17 protein-coding genes are annotated in these 21,945 nt (G+C 62.3%); 4 read left to right on the forward strand and 13 right to left on the reverse strand.

The window, feature by feature from the left end:
- Nucleotides 1-227 precede the first annotated feature (227 nt).
- The 5 genes from ABH944_RS13545 to ABH944_RS13565 all read right to left on the reverse strand — a co-directional run bounded on the left by ABH944_RS13545 (nt 228) and on the right by ABH944_RS13565 (nt 6,004).
- The gene (locus tag ABH944_RS13545; RefSeq protein ID WP_404607004.1) at nt 228-1,520 is read right to left on the reverse strand and encodes an O-antigen ligase family protein; all 1,293 of its coding nucleotides are present in this window, start codon (nt 1,518-1,520) and stop codon (nt 228-230) included.
- Nucleotides 1,517-2,653, reverse strand: a complete 1,137-nt coding sequence (locus tag ABH944_RS13550; protein ID WP_404607005.1) for a glycosyltransferase family 9 protein — start codon at nt 2,651-2,653, stop codon at nt 1,517-1,519. Before ABH944_RS13550 ends, ABH944_RS13545 begins: the two co-directional genes overlap by 4 nt.
- A 60-nt stretch (nt 2,654-2,713) precedes the next feature.
- Nucleotides 2,714-3,994, reverse strand: a complete 1,281-nt coding sequence (locus tag ABH944_RS13555; protein WP_404607007.1) for a nucleotide sugar dehydrogenase — start codon at nt 3,992-3,994, stop codon at nt 2,714-2,716.
- A gap of 91 nt (nt 3,995-4,085) precedes the next feature.
- Nucleotides 4,086-4,910 (reverse strand): polysaccharide deacetylase family protein, encoded by an 825-nt coding sequence (locus ABH944_RS13560; RefSeq protein WP_404607009.1) that lies wholly within the window; start codon nt 4,908-4,910, stop codon nt 4,086-4,088.
- Nucleotides 4,907-6,004, reverse strand: coding sequence for a glycosyltransferase (locus tag ABH944_RS13565; RefSeq protein WP_404607010.1), 1,098 nt, complete (start codon nt 6,002-6,004; stop codon nt 4,907-4,909). Before ABH944_RS13565 ends, ABH944_RS13560 begins: the two co-directional genes overlap by 4 nt.
- 430 nt (nt 6,005-6,434) lie before the next feature.
- Between ABH944_RS13565 and ABH944_RS13570 the strand changes: the two genes are divergently transcribed.
- Nucleotides 6,435-7,202, forward strand: a complete 768-nt coding sequence (locus ABH944_RS13570) for a glycosyltransferase family 2 protein (protein ID WP_404607012.1) — start codon at nt 6,435-6,437, stop codon at nt 7,200-7,202.
- Here the strand turns inward: ABH944_RS13570 and ABH944_RS13575 are convergent.
- Entirely contained in the window at nt 7,171-8,268 is a 1,098-nt protein-coding gene (locus ABH944_RS13575; protein WP_404607013.1) for a glycosyltransferase family 4 protein, read from the reverse strand. The genes ABH944_RS13570 and ABH944_RS13575 overlap by 32 nt on opposite strands.
- Before the next feature lie 11 nt (nt 8,269-8,279).
- Entirely contained in the window at nt 8,280-11,846 is a 3,567-nt protein-coding gene (gene dnaE / locus ABH944_RS13580) for a DNA polymerase III subunit alpha (protein WP_404607335.1), read from the reverse strand.
- Between the two features lie 264 nt (nt 11,847-12,110).
- Here dnaE and ABH944_RS13585 point away from each other — a divergent pair, with 264 nt between their 5' ends.
- Complete coding sequence (locus ABH944_RS13585) at nt 12,111-13,058, forward strand: sulfurtransferase (RefSeq protein ID WP_404607014.1); 948 nt, start codon at nt 12,111-12,113, stop codon at nt 13,056-13,058.
- A 47-nt stretch (nt 13,059-13,105) separates the two neighbouring features.
- On the forward strand, nt 13,106-14,020 hold the full coding sequence (gene gluQRS / locus ABH944_RS13590; RefSeq protein ID WP_404607015.1) for a tRNA glutamyl-Q(34) synthetase GluQRS: 915 nt from the start codon (nt 13,106-13,108) through the stop codon (nt 14,018-14,020).
- A gap of 68 nt (nt 14,021-14,088) precedes the next feature.
- Here the strand turns inward: gluQRS and ABH944_RS13595 are convergent, their stop codons facing one another.
- Nucleotides 14,089-15,591, reverse strand: coding sequence for a DEAD/DEAH box helicase (locus tag ABH944_RS13595; protein ID WP_404607337.1), 1,503 nt, complete (start codon nt 15,589-15,591; stop codon nt 14,089-14,091).
- 329 nt (nt 15,592-15,920) lie between these two features.
- Between ABH944_RS13595 and ABH944_RS13600 the strand changes: the two genes are divergently transcribed.
- Nucleotides 15,921-16,097, forward strand: a complete 177-nt coding sequence (locus ABH944_RS13600; protein ID WP_404607016.1) for a hypothetical protein — start codon at nt 15,921-15,923, stop codon at nt 16,095-16,097.
- 146 nt (nt 16,098-16,243) lie between these two features.
- On the opposite strand, the gene ABH944_RS13605 is transcribed toward ABH944_RS13600, so the two are convergent.
- The 5 genes from ABH944_RS13605 to purT all read right to left on the reverse strand — a co-directional run bounded on the left by ABH944_RS13605 (nt 16,244) and on the right by purT (nt 21,704).
- Nucleotides 16,244-17,701 carry an aldehyde dehydrogenase family protein gene (locus ABH944_RS13605; protein ID WP_404607017.1) on the reverse strand — a complete coding sequence of 486 codons (1,458 nt, stop codon included), beginning with the start codon at nt 17,699-17,701 and terminating at the stop codon, nt 16,244-16,246.
- Between the two features lie 30 nt (nt 17,702-17,731).
- Nucleotides 17,732-19,384, reverse strand: coding sequence for an acetolactate synthase large subunit (locus ABH944_RS13610; protein WP_404607018.1), 1,653 nt, complete (start codon nt 19,382-19,384; stop codon nt 17,732-17,734).
- A gap of 334 nt (nt 19,385-19,718) precedes the next feature.
- Complete coding sequence (locus ABH944_RS13615) at nt 19,719-20,147, reverse strand: MliC family protein (RefSeq protein WP_404607020.1); 429 nt, start codon at nt 20,145-20,147, stop codon at nt 19,719-19,721.
- Nucleotides 20,148-20,219: 72 nt separating this feature from the next.
- Nucleotides 20,220-20,375 carry a DUF6726 family protein gene (locus tag ABH944_RS13620; protein WP_404607339.1) on the reverse strand — a complete coding sequence of 52 codons (156 nt, stop codon included), beginning with the start codon at nt 20,373-20,375 and terminating at the stop codon, nt 20,220-20,222.
- A gap of 66 nt (nt 20,376-20,441) precedes the next feature.
- Complete coding sequence (gene purT, locus ABH944_RS13625; protein ID WP_404607022.1) at nt 20,442-21,704, reverse strand: formate-dependent phosphoribosylglycinamide formyltransferase; 1,263 nt, start codon at nt 21,702-21,704, stop codon at nt 20,442-20,444.
- Nucleotides 21,705-21,945 lie beyond the last annotated feature (241 nt).

The raw sequence follows: 21,945 nt of genomic DNA on the forward strand, positions 1-21,945 counted from the left end.
CGGCTCTGAGCAGGCTGAATCCCGCCGACACGGCAAACCGCTATTGTAATGCGCCGGACGAGCTTGTCTCATTAAGAGGTTCGCCCCGGCAGGAGACGCAGCCCGGTTGGTTTTGGGCCGCAATGGGGGTAGATTTGCCACGTTTTTGCGGATCACGCGTCAAGCTGTTTCAGACCTGAGGATATCGGCCGCCTGCGGTCAATGCCCCGGCCAAAACAAACCGGCCGCTATTGCTGCTGCGACAATGCCCGCCGCGCCGGCGCAACCCTCCCCGCCAGGCGTTCGCCGCGTCCGAGCAGGAACCCTGAAAAGCACCAGAAGGCGAGCGCAGTGGTCTGCCACATGAAGTCATCGGTGGAATTCTTTACAACCATGCCGATGACCAGCGCCATGCCCGCCGAGCTCAGCCAGGGCACCACATGCCGTAGCCGCCAGAAACGCCGGATCAGCGCAAGCAGCAGCGCAGCTTCCAGCACCACGCCTACTATCCCCGTCTCCAGCCACGTATTCAAAAACAGGTTGTGCGCATGCGTCAGCGCCTGCGGCTCCGTCTCCAGCAAGGCCGGCGGTATTTCATTCTGGAACACCCGCCCCGGCAACGGCTTGCCAAAACCAATGCCCGTCCACGTATGCGGCTTGCCTTCCCGGCCGTAGAACGCCCACAGTTTGGGACGGGTGTCGGAAGACATGACGTCGCCAATGCCCGCGAGCGCCTCGGGTACGTACACCTGGTCCCCGCCCACCGCCAGCTCCCGTGCTGCGGGTTTCGGCATCGCATGGCCATAACGCAGCCGTGCGCTCAGCTCCAGCGTGCCGACCGCCGCCACGCCGATCACCGCGATGCACACGCCGGCTATCAGCAAGTGCTTGCGATACAGCGGGTAGCACGCAATCACGAGCGTCACGGCCGCGGCCGGCCAGAAGAAACGGTTGAGCGTCGCCAGCCCGATCACCAGCGCCAGCACCAGTCCGCTCAGGCCGATCGGCCACCAGCGGCGGTTCAGCATCAGGCCGGTGAACAGCGTCATGGAAAAGATGACCAGCGTGCTCGTGTGGCCGACGCGGTTGTAATAGTGAAGCAGGAGATCAGCGGGATTCGTGGGCGGCTGCAGGCGGCCCCAGTAATACAGGCTGCCGGCGGCCAGCAGCACGCATGCCACCCAGTTGATCACCACGATCCGCTCGGGCTTCGTGATGCGCGTTCCCATCAGCCAGAACGCGAAGAATGACACCAGCGGATACAGCACTTCGTCGAGCCAGGCGTGCATGCTGTCGCGCGGATAGGGTGACCACGCGATCGACGCGAGCGCCCATGCACTCCACGCGAGGACAGGCCACAGCAGCGGCCAGTGCAGCGGCGACGGCCGTTCCGAAGAACAAGCCGCGGCGATCGTGCCGATACCCACCAGCCCCAGCGCCATGTTCTCGAGCGCGGTCATGTGGGCGAACATCGCGACAAACATAATCACCGGACACGCCACCCACAGGACGCGTTCCACCTGCACGCACGTCTTCGTCATTGCACTCCCGGAAGGACCGCCTGCAAGCTGTTGCAGACGACCTCAAGCGAAATAAGTCCCATGCAGTCCGCATGGTCACCGCGCCACGCGACGCAAGTCGTCGTATTGCGGTCGCAGCGGCGAGCCCAGGCCACGTGCCGTCTGAAAATATCCGGCTGATCGCGGCAAGGCATGTCCGCGATAGTAACCGGCATGAACGGTGCATCGCGCCAGTAATTTCCCGCGCCGTGTATCAATGCATTACCGGGGCCGAACAATGTAACCGTCGGCACGCCGGTCAGACGTCCGAGGTGCGCCACGCCCGTGTCCGGACAGACGATCGCCCGCGCGCCGGCGAAGAGGTGCCACACCTGTCCCAGGTCGATCCGGCCCGCGAAATTCGGGTAACGGCCGTCGGGATCGATTGCATCGATCAGCGCCGTCTCGCTCGGCCCGCCGCTCCACACAGGCGTGAACCCCCGCGCTTCGACAAACGCCGCCAGTGCTCTCCAGCGTTCATCGGGCCAACGTTTGACCTCGGTGCTCGCCCCCGGATGCAACACTACGTAAGGACTTCGCAACACGCTCGCGTCGGATTTTGACAACACTGCGGGCGCGGGCGCCGGCCAATCGCTCAGCCGATACGGCCGCGGCGGCGGCCCCGCCACCAGTTCGGCAGCGAGATCGGCCCATGCCGCGGGCGCATCGGGATACGGCACGGCTTCGTTGAGCGGGACATTTTTCCAGGCGGGCGTGTCTGCGGCATGTCCGACGATCCAGCGGCATCCCGCCGCCAGCGCGAGCCACGCATGCCTGTTATCCCCGGCCACGATGCCGAGATCGTACGGTCCCGAGCGCAGCACCGCGTTGACCGAGCGGAAGTCGCGCGGGTCGAACGGAATCACGTCGAGGCCAAACGGCCTGCCCGCGTAGAGCGGCACGATCGGCTTGGGGCAGGTCAGCACGATCTGCGCGTCAGGATATTGCGCGCGAAGTTTCGCCACGAGCGGCGTGAGCAGCAGCGTGTCGCCGAGCAACAGGTGATGCGCAATCAGGATGCGCTTCAAGACTTGAGGCTTGCGGCGCAGCGGCTTCAACGCCAGCCGGGGCAACGCGCGGGCGAATATGCGCACGCGTCCGGAAAGTCGGCTCATCGGGTGGCGTTCCTACGTGAAATCCAGATTATGCCGGTTGGTCGTGGTGAGCCCGGGTTTTCATAACCGCCATACTACGAGACCGGCTGCGCTGATGGCGTCGAGCGACAAGCTCGACTTGACATCGGCGAACACAGCGCCTGGTTTCGCCAGCGCCAGCAACGCGTCCGTCTTCACCAAGAATTCGCGGTGCGGAACCGCCAGCACGATCAGGTCGGCGGGTTCCAGCGCGTCGAAACCGGTCAGCGTCACGCCATATTCATCAAACGCTTCCACCGCGTCCGCGAGCGGATCGTGAAGCTGAACCTCGAGCCCGTAGTCTTGCAGGTGATGCACGATATCGATGACTTTCGAATTGCGCAAATCCGGACAATTTTCCTTGAACGTCAGCCCGAGGACCGTCGCCTTCGCACGCAGCGGCGCGCGACCCGTCCCGATCAGCGTCTTCACTGCGCGATCGGCCACGAACCGGCCCATGCCGTCGTTCACGCGCCGCCCCGCGAGGATCACCTGCGGCGTGTAGCCGGACACCTGCGCCTTGTGCGTCAGGTAATACGGGTCCACGCCAATGCAATGCCCGCCCACCAGTCCCGGCGTGAAGTCGAGGAAGTTCCACTTCGTGCCGGCGGCTTCCAGGACTTCGCGGGTATCGATACCGAGGTAATCGAAGATGATGGCCGCCTCGTTCATCAGCGCAATATTCAGGTCGCGCTGCGTATTCTCGATAACCTTCGCGGCCTCCGCCACCTTGATTGAACTCGCGCGGTAGACGCCGGCCGTCACCACCGAGCCATAGACCTCGGCGACCAGATCGAGCGTTGCGGCGTCCGACCCGGACACGACCTTCACGATATTGCGGAACGTGTGCTGCTTGTCGCCGGGATTGATGCGCTCCGGGCTATAACCCACCGTAAAACCCGCACCCAGCCTGAGGCCCGATTCGCGCTCGAGGATCGGTATGCAGATCTCCTCGGTCACACCGGGATAGACCGTTGATTCGTACACCACCACATCACCGCGTTTCAGCGCCCGGCCGAGCGTCTCCGACGCCTGCTTCACCGGCGTCAGATCCGGCTGTGCACCGGCGCTGATCGGGGTCGGCACCGCGACTATATGAAAATCGGCTTGCCGCAGCACACTGATGCTGTCGGTCAGTTCGAGGCGAGCAGCGGCCAGTTCCTCGCGGCAGATTTCGCCATTGCGATCGAGGCCCGCGCGCAGATCGGCGAGCCGGGCCAGGCTCGTATCAAAACCGATCGTGCGGCGCTGCAGGCCGAATGCAATGGCGACGGGCAACCCCACATAGCCCAGGCCAATGACGGAAACGTGGCGATCATGCATGGTAATCAGTGCTCGGAAAGGTCAGGACGGTCAAGCCCGGGGGTAGCGCCCGACGGGTCAGCGGGGGACTGGCATGACATGGGGCAGGCCGTCATTTGATTTTCAGGTAAAGGCGGCTCAGAAGCGGCCGGCCATGTACCCACAGACGGCTTTTCAGCCAAGCGGCCGGTTTGTCGCGCACGTCGAGGCGCAAGATGCGCGCCGGATCGCCGTGACGCTGGTTCGTGCCGGGTTCAACGGTGTAGAGATGGCGAAATCCTGCTGCGTGAGCCTCTTCTACGTAGTCGGTATCGAAATAGCCCTGCGGCCAGCAAAGATGATCCGATACGCACCCAAGGTGGTGTTCGAGCGTCGCCCGGGCTTGCTGCAGGTCGTCGCGCAGGCTCGCGCGTTTGGCTGTCGCGTTGGTGCTGATCCGGTCCCAGCGTGTATGCGTGTGCGTGTGACTGTGGAACTCGAACGTCCCGGCTTGCCGCATTGCGTCGATTTCAGACCAGCGCATGATGGCCCTGTCGGTGTCGCCGGCCTGGATCGCCGCCTTCGCTGCTGAGTGGTCCAGCAGGTTCCCGGTGGCCGCCGGGTCCTCTGGATCCGCCGCGTTCGGACGCACCGGGCCACTGTTTACCCAAGCCGACACCAGGAATCCGAGCGCCGTAAAACCGTGTCCGGCGAGCACCGGATGCGCGTGAACCCAGTTGTCGAGATAACCGTCGTCGAAGGTCAGTACGACCGACCTCTCCGGCACGGGCTTGCCCGCCAGATATTCCGCGAACGCCGCCGCGCCGAGCGTGGTGTAACCCTCGCGCGCGAGCATTGCCATCTGGTCCGCGAAATGCACCGGCGACACCGTCAGCGCGCCCGCCGCCGGACTCACGTGGTGATACATCAGCACTGGCACGGCGCGCGCGTTGTTCATGCAACGCCCCGCTCGCTCAGGCTGCTCCGGTAGAACGCAGCCATCTCGCTCGCCATGGTATCGACGGAAAAGCGCGTCTGCGTGGTCCGCAAACCCGCTTCGCCCATCCGGCGGCACTCGTCGGGCGCATCGACCAGACGCAGCAGTGCGGCAGCCAGCGCGTGGTCGTCGTGCGCCGGCACGAGCAGGCCGTTCACGCCGTTATCGATCACTTCAGGCACACCGTCCACCGCCGTCCCGATCACCGGCAGGCCTGCTGCCATTGCCTCGATGAACGACGTACCCAGCGCCTCCTGGTGGGTCGGCAGCACGAACAGGTCGAAGCCCGCCAATACGTTCGGAATATCGCGGCGCAAGCCGAGTAAATGGACGTGATCGGCAAGCCCCTGCGCCTGCACGTGTGTACGGATGTCGTCGAAGAGCGGCCCGTCGCCGGCGAAGACAAAATGCAGGTTCGGCCGCTGCTCGATCAACCGCTTCGCGACGCGGATCAGATCGGGATGCCCCTTCTTGTCGCGCATGATCGCCACCGTGCCCGCGATCACGGCGTCCTCGCCGAGACCCAGTTCCGCGCGCAACGTGGAACTCGCGCGGCTCACCGGCTGCGGCTTGACGACACCCGTATAGATGGTGACGATGTCCTCCTGCGGCACACCTTCGGACACCAGGTACCGCATGACCGACTGGCTCACCGCCACCACCTTGTGCGGCAGCCACGTGTAGGTCGCGCGCGACGTGATGGCGAGCGCCAGGTGGCGGGTACGCACGATCAGCGGCGTGCCCGAGAGCCGCGCGGCGGCGCCGCCGAGCAAACTGTCGCGGCCGCTGTGGGTGTTTAGCACATCGAAACGGCCTTGCTTGAGAATGCGCCGCATGTGCGCAATCGCGGTGAGATCCGCGCCTGAACGCATGGGCGTGGTGTGGACCGTGAAGCCTTCAGCCGCGAGACGCTCGCCGAGCCGCGCGCCCGGCACGCATACGAGTTCGAGCGCGTGGCCGCGTTCGCGCAGCGCGAGCATTTCCTTGAACGTCCGATGTTCCTGACCGCCCCAGCCGTTGGACGATTCGCTGTGCAGAATTCTCAGCGGCTTCATTACTATGGCGAACTCCGAGTGAATGTTGATGGTTTCAAGGTGAATGGCGCCGAGCGCCGGATGCCGGATTGGTGGCCCTGAGTTTCGTCTGTTTTGTGCGCTTAAGCTGCAGCGGTCAGCGTCTTTTCCGGCGGCGCATCCGCGCTCAGTCCTGCTTGCCTGCGCACACTCGGGGGCGCGGCATCCCGCGATTTTTCAGGCCCGGGACCCTGCCGGCCGGAGCATGCGGCCATGGGTCTGGTATAACGGTGGCCGGGCGGCAAACATTGACGCGGGACGCCTATGGCGTCAATTTACCCTGCCTCGCGAGCCCGCCCCGCCCTGTAAGGGACGAGAAAACACAACAAGACAGCGACTATAAACGCAGCAATCACCGCTGGAACTTTTCGCATCAAATTGTAGCAATTCGCATACCTCACGCTTACGCCCCATGACTCGTCCAACGCTTGGTATTGCCCTCATCACCTTCAATGCAGCCGCACGCCTCTCGCAGTGTCTCGAAGCGGTTTCCTTCGCCGATGAAATCGTCGTGATTGACGGCGGCAGCACTGACGCGACAGCCGGCATAGCGGAGGCACATCGCGCACGCGTGATCGAGGCGCGCGACTGGTCGGGTTTCGGCCCGCAGAAAAATCGTGCGCTCGATGCACTCACCACCGACTGGGTGTTGTCGATCGACGCAGATGAAGTGGTCTCGCCGGAATTGGGCGCGGCGATCCGCGCGGCGGTGTTGAAGCCGCAAGCCGATGTCTACTCCGTCGACCGGCTGTCGAATTTCTGCGGACAATGGGTGCGGCACAGCGGCTGGTATCCGGACTGGATTCCGCGCCTGTTCAAGCGTGGCACTGCCCGCTTCTCGGATGACCTCGTCCACGAACGGCTGGTGCTGGCGAACCCCGATGCAACCAAGGTCGTGCGCCTGCAGGGCAAGCTGATGCACTACTCCTACGAGGACTTCGAAACCGTCCTGCGCAAGCTGGATAACTACTCCACGGCCGGCGCGCGTCAACGCCACGCGGCGGGAAAACGCGGCAGCCTGGGCACCGCGGTGCTGCGCGGGGCGTGGGCCTTCGTTCGCACCTACTTTCTGCGACGCGGTTTTCTCGATGGCCGCGCCGGTTTCATGATTGCCGTGTTCAACGCGCAGACCGTGTATTACCGGTTTCTCAAGCTCGCTGAATTGAACCGGATGCGCTGACCGGCATGTCTGCCGCAATGCCCTCGGCGAGTGTCAACAACGCCGAAACGTGCGCGGCAATGCTGGTGTCGTAAAGAATGGACGCCGCCGTCACGTGGGTATTTTTTGCATCCAGTGCACGCCGGACAGCGTTGCGCAAGTCATCTGCATCGCCCGGCTTGAACGTAAATTTCGCGTTTTCCGCAATCGCGCTGCAACAGCCTACGCTTGTCGGAAAAATCACCGGCGTGCCGCACATCACGGATTCGATACCGACCAGTCCGAATGGCTCGTACTTCGACGCCAGCACGGTGAAGTCGGCCGCCCGATAAGCGTCTTCAATATTCTTCGCATAACCGATATAGCGCACCTGCTCCGAAGTCTGCGCGGGCGGCCTCCCGGCGACCGCCACAACCACCGGCAAGCCACTTGCACGCAGCGCCGCCTCGATCAGCGGCAAGCCCTTGCGCTCATGGCTGCTCGACGGAAACAGCAGCACGATCTCGTGATCGGCGAAACCAAACTGCTTGCGCAGTTCGCCGCGTTTTTCGTCCGGCACCGGAGAAAACCGCGTGCTGTCCACGGGCGGATAAAGCACGCGGATCTTTGTATCCGCTATACCGTAAAGCGAGCGCAATTCGTCGCGCATCATGTCCGAGTGCGCGACGATCACGCTGGCTTGCTCGTACTGCAAACGCTCGAGCACAATCTGGCGGCTGTCCGAGCGCCGCTCGCGCCGGCCGGTCGCGGCCAGAAAGCCGATATGCGTGCCGCCGCAAATCGCAATCTCGGAGGACTCCACACGATTGCAGCCAATCAGCACATCCACCCGCGCCTTCTTGCGCGAGCGTTTGAGCGCCCAGTTGAAATACGTGTCGCGCAGCCTGGAAGGCAGGAATGACACGTTGATCCGGCGCGCGTCGACCATCTGGCTTTCCGGCTGCGACGGATCAATCTTGCGTGCGAAAAATACCGGCTTGCGCTCGCCGGCGAAACCGGCTGCGTTGAACCCTCGAATCAGGTCCAGCGCGTAACGTTCAAGTCCGCCGCTGAGTTTCAGCGCGTTGGCGGAGATGGCGACTTTCATTCCGGCGCGCATCAATACACGATTTCGATTGAGCTTCCCGCGAATTCGCCGCGCAATGCCGTGATGAGATCGTCGGTAGGCTTCACGCGCCACGCATCGCCGAGCCGCACTTCGCCCTCGGCATGCTCGCTGCGATACACAATGCTCACGTTCAGACCGTTCGGGATATGCACCGGTTGCCTCTGGCCACGGCCGCCGTCACGCTCACCGCCTCCTCGCGAGCCTCCACGCGATGGAGCCTGTACCGCCGCCGCAGGTGCAGCAGCTTGTTCCGGGGGCGCGCTATGCGCTTCCAGCACTTTCTTCAGTCGCAGCGAGTCGGCATTGCCGTTCATTTCCACCTTCACCGCCTGCGCATAACGGCTGCGGGCGCGCTCGAGATCCATCGCTGCTTCCACCGTGAAGCGGATGCCACCGGTGAATGCATCATTGCGCGCCTGACCCTGCACGACCAGCAACTCGTCTTCCTTGTAGAGTGCCTTGTTCGCTTCGAACTGCTCGTTGAACACAGTGACTTCGCACTGGCCGGTGCCGTCGTCCAGATTCACGATCAGCATCTTGCCGCGCTGAGTCATCTGCGTGCGCATGGTGGTGATCACGCCCGCGACGAGCTTCTCGCGCCCTTCCTTAAGTTCGCCAATCTTCTGCCGCACGAAGCGCCGCACTTCCGTCTTGTAGGCGTCGAAGAGATGGCCCGACAGGTAGAAGCCGAGTGCGCTCTTCTCTTCCTGCAAACGCTTCTTGTCCGACCACATGGGTTCATCGACGAGATCGTGGCCTTGCTGTGGTTCGTCGCCCATGTCGAAGAGACCGGACTGCATGGCGTTCGCCGCGGCTTGATCGGCCGCTTCCATGGCAAGCGGCACGGACGCAATCAATTGCGCCCGGTTCTCGTGCAGCGAATCGAACGCGCCGGCACGGATCAGCGCTTCCACCGTGCGCCGGTTCACCATGCGGCGGTCCACCCGCATGCAGAAGTCGAAGAGATCGGTGAACGGCGCTTCTTCCCGCGCGCGCAGGATTTCTTCAATGGCGCTCTGCCCGCTGCCCTTCACCGCGCCAAGGCCGTATCGAATGGTCTTCGAACGCGTGCCGTCGGCTTCAGCCACCGGTTCGAACCGGTACGCAGACTGGTTGATATCCGGCGGCAATACGGCCATCTTGTTGACGAGGCAATCCTCGAACAGGATCTTGACCTTGTCCGTGTCGTCCATGGCGAGCGACATATTCGCCGCCATGAATTCGGCAGGATGATGCGCCTTCAGCCATGCCGTGAAATACGCGAGCAACGCGTAAGCGGCCGCGTGCGACTTGTTGAAACCGTAGCCCGCGAACTTCTCCATCAAGTCGAAGATTTCGTCGGCTTTGGCGGCGGTCAGTCCATTTTTCGCCGCGCCCTGCCGGAACAGTTCGCGATGCTCGGCCATTTCCTCGGCCTTCTTCTTACCCATCGCTCGACGCAGCAAGTCGGCGCCACCGAGCGAATATCCGCCGATGATCTGCGCCATCTGCATCACCTGCTCCTGATAGACCATGATGCCGTAGGTCTCTTTCAGGACAGACTCGACACGCGGATCGGGATACTCGACGATCTCGCGGCCGTGCTTACGTGCGCAGAAGCTCGGGATCAGGTCCATTGGGCCTGGTCGATACAACGCCACCAGCGCGATGATGTCTTCGAAACGGTCAGGCTGTGCGTCCTTCAGCATGCCCTGCATGCCGCGGCTTTCCAGCTGGAACACAGCAACCGTATTGGCTTTCTTGAGGATCTGGAACGACGCGGGGTCGTCGAGCGGAACCTGCGACAGGTTCCAGTCTTTCTTCGATGGATCCAGACGGCGGATATACCGCTCGGCCCAGTCGAGAATGGTGAGCGTGGTCAAGCCCAGGAAGTCGAACTTCACCAGGCCGACTGCCTCCACGTCGTCCTTGTCATACTGGCTGACCACGCCGCCGTCTTCGCCCTGCGTGTAGAGCGGGCAGAAGTCCGTGAGCTTGCCCGGGGCGATCAACACGCCGCCCGCGTGCATGCCGACGTTACGCGTGAGCCCTTCCACGCGCTGCGCGAGTTCGATCAGCTGATGCACTTCGTCTTCGTTGTCGAAGCGTTCCTGCAGCGTGGGCTCTTCCTTCAACGCGTCCGCGATGGTCACGTGCTTGCCCGGCTTGAACGGGATCAGCTTCGCGATGCCATCAGTGAACATGTAGCCGAGATCGAGTACGCGACCTATGTCGCGCACAGCCGCCTTCGCGGCCATCGTGCCGAAGGTCGCGATCTGCGATACCGCGTCCGCGCCATACTTCTGCTTCACGTACTGAATGACGCGGTCACGCCCTTCCTGACAGAAGTCAATGTCGAAGTCAGGCATGGACACGCGGTCCGGATTCAGGAACCGTTCGAACAGCAGGTTGTATTTGAGCGGATCGAGGTCGGTAATGAACAGCGCGTACGCGACCAGCGAACCCGCGCCCGAGCCACGGCCCGGACCGACCGGCACGCCATTGTTCTTCGCCCACGTGATGAAGTCGGCGACGATCAGGAAGTAGCCCGGAAAGCCCATGCCAATGATGGTCTTGCACTCGAATTCCAGGCGCGCGTAATACATCTCGCGCTGCGCTTCGCGTGCGGCTTCATCGGGGTAAAGCTGGATCAGCCTTTTCTCGAGACCTTCCTTCGACAAATGCACGAGGTAGTCGTCAAGCGACATGCCGTCGGGCGTTGGGAACAGGGGCAGTTTCGGCTTGCCGAGTTCAAGCTTCAGGCTGCAGCGCTTCGCAATTTCGACCGTGTTGGCAAGAGCCGACGGAATGTCCGCGAACAACGCGCACATTTCCTCTTGCGTGCGGAAATACTGCTCGGTCGTGAAGCGTTTCTGACGCCGCGGATTCGCGAGGATATCGCCCTCGGAAATACATACGCGGGCCTCGTGCGCCGTGAAATCGTCCGGCGTCATGAACTGCATGGGGTGCGTAGCGACGACCGGCAGCTTGAGCTTCGCGGCAAGCGCGACAGCCTGCTGAATATAGGTCTCGCCGCCCGGCAGTGCAGCGCGCTGCAATTCAATGTAAAACGCGCCCGGAAAGAGCTTGGCCCAGCGCTCCGCGTGACGTTCCGCTGCCTGATCGCTACCGGCGGCGAACGCCATGCCTATATCGCCATGCTGCGCGCCCGACAACGCCAGCAAACCCTCCGACAGCCCGCTTTCCAGCCACTCGTATTCGACTTCCGCGCGGCCACGGTATTGATTCGTCAACCAGGCTTTCGACAGCAGCTCGCACAGGTTGAGATAACCGCGCTGGTTCTTGACCAGCAACAGCAAACGCGCGGGTTTGTCGCGGTCGGCAGGATTGGTGATCCAGACGTCGCAGCCGGCAATGGGTTTGACACCCTTGCCGCGCGCTTCCTTGTAGAAACGGACGAGGCCGAACGCGTTGCCGAGATCGGTCAGCGCGAGCGCGCCCTGACCGTCCTTGGCAGCGGCTTTAACGACGTCGTCAAGGCGCACGATGCCGTCGGCAATCGAGAATTCGGAGTGAACACGAAGATGGACAAAGCGGGGATCTGACATGAGCGATATTGTACATGCGCCTATTCGCGAAATTCTCCTCGACGGCACCGTTAGCCGTTCGGCCAAGGCTAATTAATTTAGCCAATAAGCGGAACAAAAACCGGGTTGAAAAAAGTGCCGCATCGGCGCGGGCTCATCGGCCGACCGGTCGAGTCGGAAGCCCACGCCGTTTGCGGGATAATACGGATTCGATGAACGCCGCCAGGCGCTCGGCGAGACCGCTTTTTTCCTCCGGCAACGCCCGTTTTCCAGCACTTTAAGAGCATTTGCGTCATGAGCATTGTTAACCTCTCCGCCTATAAGTTCGTGACCATCGAGAGCGGCGCCGACTGGCGTCCGCTGATTGTCGACCAGTGCGCCGCACTCGGCCTGCGCGGCACCATCCTGCTTGCGCCGGAGGGCATCAACCTGTTTGTCGCGGGCGAGCCGGAGCAGATCGGCACGTTCATGGACTACCTTCGTACAGACCCGCTTTTCGAAGACAAATTCGCCGATCTCGAGTTCAAGGAAAGCGTGTCGGCCACACAGCCGTTCGGCAAGATGCTCGTCAAGCTGAAGCGCGAAATCATCACCATGAAAAAGCCGGCGATCCGGCCGGAACTGGGCCGCGCGCCCTCCGTCGGTGCGGTCACGCTCAAGTCATGGCTGGATAGAGGACATGACGACGAGGGCCGTCCCGTCGTGATGCTGGACACCCGCAATGCATTCGAGGTCGACGTCGGCACGTTCGATCAGGCGCTCGATTACCGCATCGCGAAATTTAGCGAGTTTCCGGGCGTGATCGAAGAGCATCGCTCGGACCTCGAGGGCAAGACGGTGGTGTCGTTCTGTACGGGCGGGATTCGCTGCGAGAAAGCGGCAATTCACATGAAGGAAGTGGGCATCGACCACGTCTACCAGCTCGAGGGCGGTATTCTTAAATACTTCGAGGAAGTCGGCGGGGCGCATTACCATGGCGAGTGTTTTGTGTTCGATCACCGGGCGGCATTGAATGCCGCGCTCGAACCCGCGGCAATTGCGCAGAACGGCGAGGACCGGGCAGCGCCGGCCACGGCAAGCACGGAAGACGAAGCCGCCGATACGGACGAGGCACATGCCGCGATTACGGCCGACGGCCAGGCGTCGTTCCCGGGCCCGAACAATAGCCGGCACGAAGCGCATGCCGGCGCCTCCGGCGCGCCGGCAGCGGCGCACGACCTTGCGTCGCGCGCCCCGCGCTGATCTGATGCCCGCGCGTTGCAAACCAAACTCACGGTTCGGCGGACGGGATGAACCCTGAATCGGGCTATCGGGGCCGCTTTGCGCCCTCACCCACCGGGCCGCTGCACTTTGGCTCGCTGGTGAGCGCATTGGCGAGTTTTCTCGATGCGCGGGCTCATCGGGGAACGTGGCTGATCAGGATCGAAGATGTGGACGGGCCCCGCACCGTGCCGGGTGCAGCCGAGGAAATACTGGACACGCTCGGCCGGTTCGGCATGCATTCCGCAGAACCACCGGTCTGGCAAAGTCAGCGTGAAGCGGCATATCAGACAGCCTTCGAGCAGTTGGTGACGGCCGGTTTCGTGTTTCCGTGCGACTGCACGCGGCGTGAAATAGCCGATTCACTCGCGATCGGCCACACGGGTCATCACACGGGCCACGCGCGGCATACCACGCTGGCTTACCCGGGAACGTGTCGCGACGGGCTGCATGGCAAACCGCCGCGGGCATGGCGGATGCGCGTCCCCAATGGCGATGCCGCCATTCTGACCTTCGAGGATCGCTGGGAAGGAAAACAGACGCAGGATCTGGCAAGCGAAGTCGGCGACTTCGTGCTCAAGCGGGCGGATGGCGAGTGGGCGTATCAACTGGCGGTTGTTGTCGACGACGCGGATGAGCGCATCACGCATATCGTGCGCGGCGCCGACCTGCTGGACTCAACCGCGCGCCAGATTTATTTGCAGCGCTGTCTGGGCGTTCCAACGCCCGCCTATCTGCATGTGCCCGTGGTGGTGAACCAGCAAGGCGAAAAACTCAGCAAGCAAACGGGCGCCACGGCGCTTGATACCGGAACGCCGCTGGTTGCGTTGATACAAGCGGCACAGCACCTCGGCCTGCACCCGTGCGAAACCGGATCACTCGAAACGTTTTACTCCGATGCAACGGCGCAGTGGGCGAAGCGGTTTGCGGGTTTAGGGCGCTGAAAAACAAAAAAGCGGCATCTCTGCCGCTTCATCGTGTTTTCACATGCACTTCAACCCAGGCGATAACCTCAAGACCCCGAAGGCGTTCTCCGCGGCATACCCAGGCCGCCGAGCAACGCAGCCAGCGGCTGACGCGGCGTGTTCTTGCGTTCGGCTTCAGCCGCCGCATCGTCCTGCGTCTTTCTTGTCGATGCCGCCGACGGCTCGTACGGCTTCAGGAAGAAATCGTCGACAGGTTGCTGGCGCGTATGCGAACGCTCGAACGACGTCGAACGACGACGCGGTTCCTCGCTGCGCGCGTGCCGATGTTCACCGCGCTCCGGCCGGCCCGAGCGCTCTTCGCGACGAGGAGCCGACGACGACTCGCGCCGCACCGGCACATCGACCTTCAGCACCATGACTTCGAGCGGCCGCTTGATCAGCTTTTCGATATCGGCGAGTTGCTTGCGCTCGTTCGGGCTGCACAGCGACAACGCATCACCCGACGCACCCGCGCGGCCCGTACGGCCAATCCGGTGAACGTAATCTTCCGCGCTGAACGGCAGGTCGAAGTTGATCACAGCCGGAAGGTCGGTGATGTCGAGGCCCCGCGCGGCCACATCGGTTGCGACCAGCGCTTCGATCTCGCCCTTCTTGAATGCGTCGAGCGCCTGCATGCGCTCGCCCTGAGTACGGTCGCCGTGAATCGCCGTCGCAACAATCCCGTCCTTCTCCAGCACGCGCGCCAACCGGCTCGCGCCAATCTTGCTGTTACAGAACACCAGCACCTGCTTCAGGCCGCGCTCACGAATCAGTTGCGTCACTGCGCCGGATTTATCGCTTTCCGCGACTTCGAAAACGATCTGCCGCACATTCGCGTTCGTTGAGTTGCTGCGCGCGACTTCGATGGTTTGCGGATTGCGCAAATAGGTTGCGGCAAGCTTCTTGATTTCGCCCGAGAACGTGGCCGAGAACAGCAGCGTCTGACGGTCCTTCGGCAGCAGATTCAGGATGCGCTGCAGATCCGGCAGGAAGCCCATGTCGAGCATCCGGTCGGCTTCGTCGAGAACGAGAATCTGCACCTGGCCGAGATTCAGCGTCTTTTGCTGAACGTGATCGAGCAATCGTCCGGGCGTGGCGATCAAGATTTCAACACCGCGCCGCAGCGCTTCCGATTGCGGGTTCATGTCGACCCCGCCGAACACCACCGTGCTGCGCAACGGCGTGTGCTTGGAATACGCCTGCACGTTCGCGGCAACCTGGTCGGCGAGTTCACGCGTTGGCGTGAGAATCAGCGCGCGTACCGGGTGGCGGGCGGGCGACGCACTCGTGCTGGCCATGGGCAGCAGACGCTGGATGATCGGCAGCGAAAAGCTCGCCGTCTTGCCCGTGCCCGTTTGCGCGGCGCCCATCACGTCGCGGCCGGCCAGCACCACGGGGATAGCCTGCGCCTGGATGGGCGTGGGGATCGTGTAGCCGGAATCGACCACCGCTCGCAGGATGTCGGGAGACAGGCCGAACTGGTCGAACGTGGGCACGGGACCAGGCACGGCTGATTCAGTGGCGCCCAACTCGAGCGCGGCAGCAGGCATGGCAAGACCTGCCTGAACCTCAATGCTGGAATCAGCCCCGGGTGCGGCGTCAGATGATGAAGCGGCGGACGGGTTCGTGGCGACGGAATCGGACATGGTGACTTTGGTGGCTTTCGCTTTCGCTAAAAATGCGCCGGAGCGGCGCGCGAGCGGTCATTCCACCGCTCATGGACATCGGATGAAGAAGAACCGCGTGTTTCGTCGATGCGACCGGCAAACGACGATCAACGCGCGGACTTCAGACCCGCAGGGTGTCGATCGCTGCGAATCATCGCTTAGGTCCGGTCTGACGCAACCGGACGGCGTAGTACATATGTGGCGTAGTACGTATGACTGGTACAAAGCGGGTGCTAACGGCTAAGTACGGTGGCAAGTACTGCTGCTGCGTGGCCATGACGGCAACCGCCGCGGGCATGAAAAAACTTGGCAAGCAATATCTTGGCAAGCGATATGAAAGAACACTGGCCTGCCAGCGCAACGACCCGGCCTCCAGTCCCGCCGGCTGAGGCGTTCGGACTACGGGAAAGCCCGGTATTGTAGCACTCCCCCGCTGGCCAGCACGTTGATCGGCGACGCGCCTTCAACCGGCGACGCGGCCCAGAAGCCCGGCCAGACGGACCTCGGCGCCGCGCGCCACCATTGCCATAACAGCCTATTTCGCTTTCTGCGCCGGTTTCGGTGCATCCCTCACGACCATCAGACGCAACTCCGTCATGTCCTCGATCGCGTATTTCACGCCTTCCCGGCCCAGCCCGGAGTCCTTGACACCGCCGTAGGGCATGTTATCAACGCGAAATGACGGTACGTCGTTGATCACCACCCCGCCCACTTCCAGCTCGTCCCACGCAAGATTCACGTTCGTGAGGCTGTCCGTGAATACGCCGGCCTGAAGGCCAAAGTCGCTGTCATTGACCGTTTCCAGAGCCTGGCCGAAGTCTGTGAACTTTTCGAGAATGGCGACCGGTCCGAACGCTTCCTTCCGGTACAGATCCTGGTCACGCTTGACGCCTTCCAGCAACGTTGCTTCGAACATTGCGCCGTCGACCTTACCGCCCGCGATGATTTTCGCACCGCTCTTCACGGCGCTTTCCATCCAGCCGGCCAGCCGGTTCGACTCGGATTCCGAGATCATCGGGCCGACGAAGGTCTTTTCATCCTTCGGATCGCCCATTTTCAGCGACTTCGTTTTCGCGATGAGTTTTTCGCGCAACGCGTCGTAGATATCGGCGTGAATCAGGATCCGTTGCACGCCGATGCAACTTTGCCCCGACTGATAGAACGCGCCGAACGCCAGCCGGTCCACGACGTAGTCCAGCCGGCCGGCCTGATCGCGATCGACGATCGCCGCCGCATTGCCGCCCAGTTCCAGGATCACCTTCTTCTTGCCCGCTTTTTTCTTCAGTTCCCAGCCGACCGCGGGCGAACCGGTGAACGACAGCAGACGGAATCGATCGTCGGTGGTGAAAAGATCCGCACCGTCACGATGCGCCGGAAGAATCGAGAACGCACCTTTCGGCAGATCGGTTTCGGCGAGAATCTCGCCCATGATGAGCGCGCCGACGGGCGTGCGGCTCGCAGGTTTCAGCACGAACGGGCAGCCCGCCGCGATGGCCGGCGCAACCTTGTGTGCGGTGAGGTTCAGCGGAAAATTGAACGGTGAGATGAACGAGCACGGGCCAATTGGCACGCGTTTGTAATAGCCGTGATAACCGGCTGCACGGGGCGCAATCTCCAGGTTGATCATGCCGCCATCAATACGCACCGACTCCTCGGCCGCGACCCGGAAGGTATCGATCAGCCGCGTGACCTCACCCTTCGAATCGTTGATCGGCTTGCCCGCTTCAATGCACAGCGCCTCGGCGAGTTCATCGAAACGCTCGCGGAAACGCTTCACACAATGATCGAGTACGGCTTGCCGCTGGTACGGCTTGAATTCGCGCATCGCGCGCTGGGCGGCAACCGCGTGGCCAATGGCGGCATCGATCGCCTTCGCGTCCGCCATTGCCACCCGGGTGGCCACTTCGCCGCTGAATTTATCGGTGACTTCCAGGTCCGTGTTCGCCGCGACGGGCTCGTTTGCCAGGTAATACGGATAGGTTTTCTTCAGCATGTCAGCCTCTGCTTAGCCTCTGAATCAAGTCTAAAGTTGTGCGCTGAGCCGTTTGATCTCGCGGTTCAACACGCGCTCGTTGTCCGAATAGTCGATAGGCACATCGATCAGATGCACGCCCGGCGTCGCAAAACATTCGCGTATCAAAGGCGCGAGCGCCGCCGCCGAGTCCACCCGGTGCCCTGTCGCCCCGTAACTTTGCGCATAGGCGACAAAGTCGGGGTTCTGCAGCGTCATGCCGTAATCCGGGAAATTCATGTTTTCCTGCTTCCAGCGGATCATGCCGAACGCGTCGTCGCGCAGGAGGAGGATCACCAGATTCAGCTTGAGCCGTACGGCCGTCTCCAGTTCCTGCGAATTCATCATGAAACCGCCGTCGCCGCAGACCGCCATCACGTTTCGATCCGGATGCACGATCTTGCTTGCGATAGCAGACGGCAGACCCGCTCCCATGGAAGCAAGCGCGTTGTCCAGAAGAATGGAATTCGGCTCGTGCGCCCGGTAATAACGGGCGAACCAGATCTTGTACATGCCGTTATCGAGGCAAATGATCCCGTCCTTCGGCATGGTGTCGTACACGTCCTTCACGATCCGTACCGGATACAGCGGGAAACGGTCGTCATGCTGGCCCTTCGCGAGCTGCGCGTCGAAATGTTCCTTGATCATCTTGAAGCGCGAGAAATCCCAGTTTTGCTCGCTCTTTTTCAACAGTTCCTTCATCTGCCATACAGCGTTCGCGATATCCCCGACCACTTCGATCTGCGGGAAATACACCGGATCGACCTGGGCGCCCAGGAAATTGACGTGGATCACGGTTTTTTCGCCCGCGTCGCCGCTGCGCATGAAAAAGGGCGGTTTTTCGATCACGTCATGGCCGATATTGATGATGCAATCGGCGTGATCGATCGCGCGATGCACGAAGTCGCCATCGGAAAGCGTGGCGTTGCCCAGCCACATGGGATGTGATTCGTCGATCACGCCCTTGCCCATCTGCGTGGTGAAGAACGGAATACCGATCTGGTCGACGAACTCGCGCAGCATCTTGGTGGTGGTCTTGCGATTTCCGCCCGCGCCGATCATCAGCAGCGGATATTTCGCCTCGCGGATCGCCTCGACGGCGCGTTCCACCGCCTTTTCCTCCGCTATCGGACGGCGGCTGAAACTCTTCGGAATCGGCGCGCCGTCGCCCTCTTCGTGCGCCACGTCCTCCGGCAGTTCGAGGTGCACCGCGCCCGGACGCTCCTCTTCGGCACGCCGGAACGCCTCGCGCACGGACGCCGGAATATTGCCGATAGACACCATCGAACGCGTGTATTTGGTGAGCGGCTCCATCATCCGCACGACATCGACAATCTGGAAACTGCCCTGCTTGCTCGATTTGATCGGCTTCTGGCCGGTGACCATCAGCATGGGCATGCCGCCGAGCTGCGCGTACGCGGCGGCGGTCACGAAATTGGTCGCACCGGGTCCGAGCGTCGCCAGGCATACGCCGGTTTTACCCGTCAGGCGGCCGTAGGTCGCGGCCATGAAACCCGCGGCCTGTTCGTGGCGGGTCAGGACCAGCTTGATTTTGGAGCGGCGCAGCGACTCGAGGAGATCGAGATTTTCCTCGCCGGGAATGCCGAACACGTATTCGACTTTTTCTGCTTCGAGGGCTTTGACAAACAGATCCGATGCTTTCATGGGGAGTCTCGCTTGGGGACGCGTGCACGGTAAATGTCGTGCAAAAGACGGAAATGAAATGGACCGGGTGTTGCGAAATAAGGCCGCGCGGCACCCGCCCGTCCGTTTATGGTCGGTTGACCTGCGCGCGGTTTCCGCGTGCGAATACAACCTTACTCCGGATAGCCATTTGATGTCGCGGACGACGAGGCGGTTTAAGTTGGCCAGGGTGTCAGCCTTCAAACCTTACGCGTGTTCGGGTTCACGGTCAGGGAAGGATCGGGCATGGAATGCAAAGAGCCCGTTCCGACGTAAATTGGAACGGGCTCTTTATCATCATGCGGCCGAACAGGTCCTAGCTACCCGTTTTGCAGTCGGCGAGCATTGGCGGGGTCTTGGGATCGGCCGTGTCGTCGGTGAGCGAACCTTCCGGGCCTTTCGTCCACCACGTGTAGTGATCGCCAACGTATTTCGCGCCCGATGCCGCCAGCACGTTCACAAACAGCATCTTCCGGCCATCGACGGTCAGCACCGCAAAACTCTGCTTGTTCTTCGTGTTCATGTACTGCACAGTCAGCGTGCTGCCGCCGTGGCATTCGTAACGCAGCGTGTTGGTCGTCGCGGTCTGGATCTGCGGCACGGTCAGCGGCATGGCCACAGCCGAATGGGTCACGGCCATCACACACAGCGTCCCGGCAATCAGCGCGGCCGATCTGACCCGTCCTGCGATTCGTTCGATTCGTATGATCCTTTCAAACAGCGGTTTCGTCTTTCCGTCCTTCATCGTTCTATCCTTTCGTTACCTCTTTCCTGCGCAGGAAAAACCGGCGCCTTCAAAGCACTCACCCGACATCCATCAAGGATCGATCACATCCGCGCACGCGTCAGTTGGCGCGGCCGCCACGTGGCCGACCAGCGGCACCATCTTCAATCCCGCCGAGGCCACCCGGCACGGCGCCGCCGCAACACCGCACCCGGCCAGCCCAACCACCGTCGCGCACAGCGCGACCATTGCACACCATTTCACTTGAAACCTCCGTGCCGCTCGCAAAAGCGCGTCGCGAGGGGCGTGTTACCGTCATCGAGTGGAGACGGGTCTTACCTTAGACGCGGCCAGCTTCGCGCGTTCCCGCGCTTCGCCGGTATCGCGTCCGGTTGCAAGCGCGACGCCCATGCGGCGCTTCGCAAAACTTTCCGGTTTGCCGAACAGGCGCAGGTCCGAATCCGGCACCGCGAGCGCATCCGCCACTCCTTCGAACGCGACGCCCGCTTCCTCCAGTCCGCCATAAATCACCGCCGATGCACCCGGCGCGCGCAACGCTGTATCCACGGGAAGGCCGAGGATCGCACGCGCGTGCAGGTCGAATTCGGAGAAGCGTTGCGTGGCGAGCGTGACCAGCCCGGTGTCATGCGGTCGCGGGCTGACTTCGGAAAACCACACGTCGTCGCCACGCACGAACAATTCGACGCCGAATAATCCGCGGCCGCCGAGCGCCGTAGTGACCTTCGCGGCGACATCGCGCGACTTTGCAAGCGCCGCGGCGCTCATGGCCTGGGGTTGCCACGATTCCACATAATCACCCGCCACCTGGACATGGCCGATCGGCTCGCAGAAATACGTCTGCAGATCGCCCGTTTCCGGGCTGACCGCGCGCACGGTGAGCTGCGTGATTTCGTACTCGAAATCGATAAACCCTTCCACGATCACACGGCCGTGATTGACGCGGCCACCGGCCATGGCGTGCTGCCAGGCAGGTTCGATATCGGCGGCGCTCTTGAGCACCGACTGCCCCTTGCCGGACGACGACATCACCGGTTTCACCACGCACGGAAAACCGATCTTGCCGATGGCGGCCGTCATCTCGTCCAGCGACTCGGCGAACGCATACGGCGACGTCGGCAGGCCAAGCGTTTCCGCAGCGAGACGGCGAATGCCTTCGCGGTTCATGGTGAGCTGGGTCGCGCGCGCGGTCGGGATCACGACGGCGAGTTGTTCGGCTTCGATTTCGGCGAGGGTATCGGTTGCTATGGCCTCGATCTCCGGCACGATCAAGTGCGGCCGTTCGGCTTCGATCAGCGCGCGCAACGCCGCGCCGTCAGTCATGTCGATCACGTGCGAGCGATGTGCGACCTGATGGCCGGGGGCATCGGCGTAACGGTCGACGGCGATCGTCTCCACGCCGAGCCGCTGCAATGCAATGATCACTTCCTTGCCGAGTTCACCCGCGCCGAGCAACATCACGCGCGTCGCGCCGGGTGTGAGCGGCGTGCCGATTATCGACGGCTGCGCGCCGGATTGAAGGGAAGAAACGGCGGACGCAGCGGACTTCGCGCTCTGCATGGATGCTCCAGAAAAAGAGGCCTGACAAGCCCGCGATGTTAACACGCATGCCCTTTTCCGAACCCGATCGGTGTTGCGTTTCCGGGCGCGGCGGTCAGATCCGGAATGACGGCGAGGTCGTCCGCGGAGCGGCTGCGCGACGGCTTTCGCTTGATCAAGCGCGCGGCCGCGCTAACTTTTCTTTACATGTTGCAATCACTTTGCCGCAATCTGCCTTGGTCAATCTTAGGACGAGTGCGAT

Origin of the sequence: Caballeronia udeis (genome assembly GCF_044909315.1) — a bacterium.
GTDB classification, from domain to species: domain Bacteria; phylum Pseudomonadota; class Gammaproteobacteria; order Burkholderiales; family Burkholderiaceae; genus Caballeronia; species Caballeronia udeis_A.